We start from the raw sequence: 5,727 nt of genomic DNA on the forward strand, positions 1-5,727 counted from the left end.
GGCGGCCATCAGCGGCGCGAGCGTCTCTTCGATCTCCTGGATCTCGGGCGTCGCGTCGGCGGAGGAGACCGTGTAGAAGGTGCGCGCCACCTGGCCCAAGAGCTCTCCGGCGCGCTCCAACGCGACGATCGTGTTCTCGAAGGTGGGGGCGGACTCGTCAGCGACGATGGCATCGATCTCGCTGCGGTGCCGCGCGAACCCCTCCATGAACGCGGGGAGATAGTGCGCCGGGTCGATCGACGAGTAGTCGGGGAGGCCGTAGGGCAGTGAAGAGGGTGCCAGCAGAGGATTGGAGTCGACGTCGATCATCCCTCCAGCGTAGGCCGGAAATCTCCAAAGATCTGGTTGCAAAGGATTCTTTGCAAGAGTAGCTTTGCATCATGACCCCCGATGATGCACCCGACGGATCCGTAACGGGACGCGCCGAAGAGCGCCGACTCGACGCCGGAGCGCTGCGCGCCCTCGCCCACCCGCTGCGGATCGAGATCTTCGACATCCTCAACCAGTACGGCCCGCAGACGGCCAGTTCCTTGGCGGCGATGACGGGGGAGTCGTCCGGGGCAACCAGCTACCACCTGCGCGCACTCGCGAAGCACGACCTCATCCGAGAGATCAGTGACCGCGGCACGGGACGCGAGCGCTGGTGGGAGCGGCCCCGCGGCGGCATCTCCTTCACCAACCCCGAGGCGATGAAGACGCCCGCAGGCAAGGCGGCCACGCAACTCGTCATGAGCGAGTTCCTCACGCGGCGTCACCAGCAGTTGATGCGCTACGTGACCGAGAGCTTGGCCTCTCCCGACGGCCTCGACGAAGCCAACGCGATGGTCGCCACCTCGACGTTGCGACTCACGCCGGCACAGACGGAGGCGCTCATCACCGAGATGCACGAGCTCGTGCTGCGCTACGGCGACCTCTACCGCGATCAGACCGGCGAGGACCTCCATCCCATCAGCATCCGCACCGACGTTTTCCCGCTCCCCGAAGACGGACTCAGCTCATGACGACTCCCGCCACTCACGAGGATGCCGGGGCACCGGCGTCCTCGCCGCTGCCAGCCGCCCACCGGGCCCCGCTCGGGCGGGGTTTTCGCACGCTGTGGTCGGCGGCGGTCTTCAGCAACCTCGCCGACGGTGTCGGACGCACCGCGGTGCCCCTGATCGCCATCACGCTGAGCTCCGACCCGCTGGTGATCTCGGTGCTGTCGGCACTGGCGTTCGTGCCGTGGTTGATTTTCGGCTTGCCCGCGGGGATGATCGTCGACCGCCTGGATCGGCGCTACGTCATGGCGTTGGCGAACGTGATCCGGGGAAGCGTGGCGCTGTGGCTCGCCGTCCTCGGTGCCTCCGGCAGCCTGAGCCTCTGGGCGCTATTCGTCGGCACGCTGGTGTTCGGCCTGGGCGAGACGCTGTTCGACAACGCCACGAATGCGGTCATCCCCGGCGTGGTCGAGCGTGATCAGCTCGATCGCGCGAACGGGTGGATCCAGGCTGCTCAGGTGACCGTCGACAGTTTCATCGCCACCCCGATCTCCGGCATCCTGTTCGCCGTCTCCCTCGCCCTGCCGCTCTGGATCGGTTCGGCGGGGTACCTTGTCCCGGTCGTCCTCGCTCTGCTGCTTCCCCTTTCGGCGGCTCGGCCGCTTCGCGCGCCGGCCGATCCCGACGACGCCGCTCTGCCTGCTGCGCGGCGCTCGGGGGCGCGGGAGGCGCTCTCCTACCTGTGGCATCACCGCTATCTGCGCACGATGGTCGTGTTCACCTCGTTCACCGGAAGCGCGCTGGCTTTCGCGCAGGCGGTCATCGTCCTCTTCTTCGTCGACGCGCTGGCCGTCCCGGCCGCTGCCATCGGGTTCGTCACCGCCGGTCTCGGGGTAGGCGCCCTGTGCGGATCGCTGCTCGCGCCGCGTCTGGTGGCTCGATGGGGGCGGGGCCCGGTGATGTTCGCAGCAATCCTCAGCGGAGGTGTCGCGATGCTTCTCACCGGCATCGCACCGTCGGTCTGGACGGCCATCCTCGCCTTCGCAACCGCCGCGTGCGCGGTGTCGATCTGGAACGTGCCGTGGGGCAGCCTGCGTCAGCAGATCATCCCGCCCGACATGTTCGGCCGCGTGCTCGGCATCACGCGCACCCTCACCTGGGGGCTGTTCCCGATCGCCACGATCCTCGGCGGCCTCGTCGCGCGGATCGATCTGCGCCTGCCCTTCCTCATCGGTGGCGCGGCGACGGCAATCGTCGCTCTCCTCGGCATGCGACTGCTCATCGCGGGGACGCGAGAGGCGGGAGCGGAGATCGCTTGACGGCGCTCTAAGCGGCGATGTCGGAGCAGACCCCTACTGTCGTCGGCATGGGGCGAATCATCTTCGACACCGCCGTTTCGCTCGACGGCTTCATCGCCGATACGGACGGCTCACTCGAGTGGCTCTTCGCTGCGGCCGGCGGGACCGACCCCGATCCAGACCTGCTTCCCTCGAACGCCGGCGCTCTGGTGGAGGGGGCGACGACGTACGAGTGGGTACTCGCGGCGGAGGATCTGCTCGTGCGCCCCGAGCGCTGGCGAGAGCTCTATGGCGACACGCCCACGTTCGTCTTCGCCACGCGCGCGCTGCCGATTCCCGCGGGCGCCGATGTCACCTTCGTCTCCGGTGCGGTCGCTGCGGCGCTGCCGCGGATCCGCGCGTCGGCAGGAGACCGTGACATCTGGGTCGTGGGGGGCGGAGACCTGGCGGGTCAGTTCTTCGACGCGGGTGCCCTCGACGAGATCGCCGTGTCGGTCGCGCCCGTCACGCTCGGCGCAGGGGCGCCGTTGCTGCCCCGGCGCATCGAAGCAGAGCGCCTCTCCTTGCGCTCTGCTCACGCGGCTGGGCCCTTCGCCCGGCTCGTCTACGACGTCGTGCCGCCGACGCCGTCCTTCACCTAGGAGCGCCCGTTCTCAGCCGAACTCATCCTCGTCGTCGTGCCGCACGAGCACCTCACCGGATGCCGTGGCCTCCACGATCACGCCGGTGTCCAACTCGGCGATCGGGCGACCCTCCAAGAAGGTCAGCGTCCAGCGAGGGCGCGGCTGGCCGAGGTCGTCGCCGGGAAGCGCGCGATCGACAGCGTGGATCTGCGGTCGCAGGACGGCAGGAACGGCCGCCGGCGGCTCGTCGCCGCTGGTCCAGCGTGTCCCGAGCTGCATCTCACGCCTCCGGAGCGAGCTCGACGGCCTGCACGACCAGGCCTTCCCCGCCACCGACCAGCTCCAGCTCGGCGATGCGCCCGACAGCCTTGAGGTCGCCCTCTGCGAGACGGAGGGCGGCGATGGTCACGTCGTCACCCCCGAGCACGAGGCGCGCCACCGGCGTCTTCTGAGACGCCTTGGCCTCGGTCTTGGCACGGCGGATGCCGATGAGCGCAGCGCTGGCCGCCGCGAGCACGCCCGGGTCACCGGGTGCGCCGCCGTCGACAGGCTCAGGCCAGGACGCGGTGTGCACCGAGCCGTCCTCGAACCATGACCAGGCTTCCTCCGTCGCGAACGCGAGCACGGGGGCGAGGAGACGCAGCAACGTCGACAGCGCCGTGCGCAGCGCCAGGGCGGCAGAAGCCTGACCGACGTCGGTCTGGTTGTAGGCGCGCTCCTTGACCAGTTCGAGATAGTCGTCGCAGAAGGTCCAGAAGAACGCCTCGGTGATCTCCAGGGCGCGTGCGTGGTCGTACGCCTCGAAGGCGGCCGTCGCGTCGCGCACGACGCGGTCCAGGGTCGCGAGCATCGCGGCGTCCAAGGCGTGCGTCACCTCGGCACCCGCGGGAACCGGGAACGACAGCACGAACTTGGCGGCGTTGAGCACCTTGATCGCCAGTCGTCGCCCGATCTTCACCTGGGTCGGGTTCTGGGGATCGAAGGCCGCGTCGGCACCCAGACGGCTGGAGGCGGCCCAGTAGCGCACCGCGTCGGTGCCGTGCTGGTCGAGGATGTCGGCAGGCGTGACCACGTTGCCCTTGGACTTCGACATCTTCTTGCGATCGGGATCGACGATGAAGCCGCTGATGGCGGCATCCGACCACGGAGCCCGATCGTCCTCGAGAGCCGAACGCACCATCGTCGAGAACAGCCACGTGCGGATGATGTCCTGTCCCTGCGGACGCAGGTCGAACGGTGCGACGACATTCCAGAGCTCGTCGTCGCGCTGCCACCCGCCGGCCAGCTGGGGAGTCAGCGAAGACGTCGCCCACGTGTCGAAGATGTCCTTCTCTCCCTCGAAGCCGCCGGGCACGCCCCGCTGCGACTCGTCATACCCGGGGGCCGCGTCGGTCGTCGGATCCACCGGCAGCGAGGCGGCATCCGCCGTGATCACAGCGCCGTCGATCCTCTCGCCGTTCTCGTCGAGCGGGTACCAGACGGGGATGGGCACACCGAAGAAGCGCTGACGGCTGATGAGCCAGTCACCGGTGAGGCCGTTGGTCCAGTTCTCGTAGCGCACGCGCATGAAGTCCGGATGCCACTGCATGCCCTGACCGAGCGCGATGAGCTTCTCGCGGAACGCCTCGTCGCGGGCGCCGTTGCGCAGGTACCACTGGCGCGTCGAGACGATCTCCAGCGCACGGTCGCCCTTCTCGTAGAACTTCACCGGGTGACTGAACGGCTTCGACACCTGCAGCAGCTCACCCGACGCCTCGAGCAGTTCGACCATCTTCTTCTTGGCACTGAAGACCGTGAGCCCGGCCAACTCGGCATAGGCGGCCTTCGCGGACGCCGTCGTCAGAGCTTCGGGGGCGTCGGGCAGGATGCGACCGTCCTGACCGAGGATCGTGCGGTTGGGCAGGTGGAGCTCACGCCACCAGACGATGTCGGTGACATCGCCGAACGTACACACCATCGCGATGCCCGACCCCTTGTCCTGCTGGGCGAGGGGATGCGCGAGAACAGGCACCTCCACGCCGAAGACCGGGGTACGCACCGTCTGGCCGAAGTACGGCTGGTACCGCTCATCGCCGGGATTGGCCACGAGAGCCACGCAGGCGGCGAGCAGCTCGGGACGGGTCGTCTCGATGTGGATGTCTCCCGAGCCGTCGCTCTTGTGGAAGGCGAGACGGTGGTACGCGGCCTGCTGCTCGCGATCCTCGAGCTCGGCCTGGGCGATGGCGGAGCGGAAGTCGATGTCCCACAGGGTCGGGGCGAGCGCTTGGTAGGCCTCGCCGCGCTGGAGGTTGCGCAGGAACGCGAGCTGGCTCGTTCGGATGGTGTCGTCGGAGATCGTGCGGTACGTCTGCGTCCAGTCCACCGAAAGTCCGAGCTGACGGAAGACAGCCTCGAACGCCTTCTCGTCTTCGAGCGTCAGCTCCTCGCACAACTCGATGAAGTTGCGGCGGCTGATGGGCACCTGATCGGCGGGCTTCAAGCTCTTCGCGTCGCCGCGGAACGGGGGAGTGAAAGAGGGGTCGTACGACAACGACGTGTCGCAGCGCACTCCGTAGAAGTTCTGCACGCGACGCTCGGTGGGCAACCCGTTGTCGTCCCATCCCATGGGGTAGAACACCGTCTTGCCACGCATCCGCTCGAAGCGCACCTTCACGTCGGTGTGGGTGTAGCTGAAGACGTGGCCGATGTGCAGCGAACCCGACGCGGTGGGCGGGGGCGTGTCGACCGAGAACACACCCGCGCGTCCCTTCGCCGTCGCGGCGTCGCGATCGAACAAGTAGGTTCCGGCCGCACTCCACGCGGACTCTAGAGGATCCCCGGGACCGAGCT

The 5,727-nt window shown here is 68.3% G+C and carries 5 protein-coding genes and 1 pseudogene; 3 read left to right on the forward strand and 3 right to left on the reverse strand.

Annotated features, from left to right (window positions below):
- A pseudogene (locus tag I5I_RS02625) lies at window positions 1–309 on the reverse strand (M3 family metallopeptidase); the annotation flags it as partial.
- A 71-nt stretch (window positions 310–380) separates the two neighbouring features.
- Here I5I_RS02625 and I5I_RS02630 point away from each other — a divergent pair.
- From I5I_RS02630 to I5I_RS02640, 3 genes are read left to right on the forward strand one after another with little or no spacing between them, the layout of a single operon-like run.
- On the forward strand, window positions 381–1,001 hold the full coding sequence (locus I5I_RS02630) for a winged helix-turn-helix domain-containing protein (RefSeq protein WP_036316170.1): 621 nt from the start codon (window positions 381–383) through the stop codon (window positions 999–1,001).
- A complete protein-coding gene (locus I5I_RS02635) occupies window positions 998–2,296 on the forward strand; it encodes an MFS transporter (RefSeq protein WP_036316174.1) in 1,299 nt (432 codons plus the stop codon). Before I5I_RS02630 ends, I5I_RS02635 begins: the two co-directional genes overlap by 4 nt.
- 47 nt (window positions 2,297–2,343) lie before the next feature.
- Window positions 2,344–2,916 (forward strand): dihydrofolate reductase family protein, encoded by a 573-nt coding sequence (locus I5I_RS02640; RefSeq protein WP_051039446.1) that lies wholly within the window; start codon window positions 2,344–2,346, stop codon window positions 2,914–2,916.
- Window positions 2,917–2,928: 12 nt separating this feature from the next.
- Here the strand turns inward: I5I_RS02640 and I5I_RS02645 are convergent, their stop codons facing one another.
- Both I5I_RS02645 and valS read right to left on the reverse strand, forming a co-directional pair.
- The gene (locus tag I5I_RS02645) at window positions 2,929–3,177 is read right to left on the reverse strand and encodes a hypothetical protein (protein ID WP_036285474.1); all 249 of its coding nucleotides are present in this window, start codon (window positions 3,175–3,177) and stop codon (window positions 2,929–2,931) included.
- Between the two features lies 1 nt (window position 3,178).
- The coding region (valS, locus tag I5I_RS02650; RefSeq protein ID WP_036316177.1) for a valine--tRNA ligase at window positions 3,179–5,727 on the reverse strand (2,549 nt) is incomplete at its 5' end.

It is taken from the genome of Microbacterium sp. B24 (assembly GCF_000333415.1).
GTDB lineage: Bacteria > Actinomycetota > Actinomycetes > Actinomycetales > Microbacteriaceae > Microbacterium.

Excerpts from the sequence above, each read along its gene's own strand:
- I5I_RS02635 (WP_036316174.1), top strand. The coding sequence starts at position 998 with ATGACGACTCCCGCCACTCACGAGGATGCCGGGGCACCGGCGTCCTCG.
- I5I_RS02645 (WP_036285474.1), bottom strand. The coding sequence starts at position 3,177 with ATGCAGCTCGGGACACGCTGGACCAGCGGCGACGAGCCGCCGGCGGCC.
- I5I_RS02630 (WP_036316170.1), top strand. The coding sequence starts at position 381 with ATGACCCCCGATGATGCACCCGACGGATCCGTAACGGGACGCGCCGAA.
- I5I_RS02640 (WP_051039446.1), top strand. The coding sequence starts at position 2,344 with ATGGGGCGAATCATCTTCGACACCGCCGTTTCGCTCGACGGCTTCATC.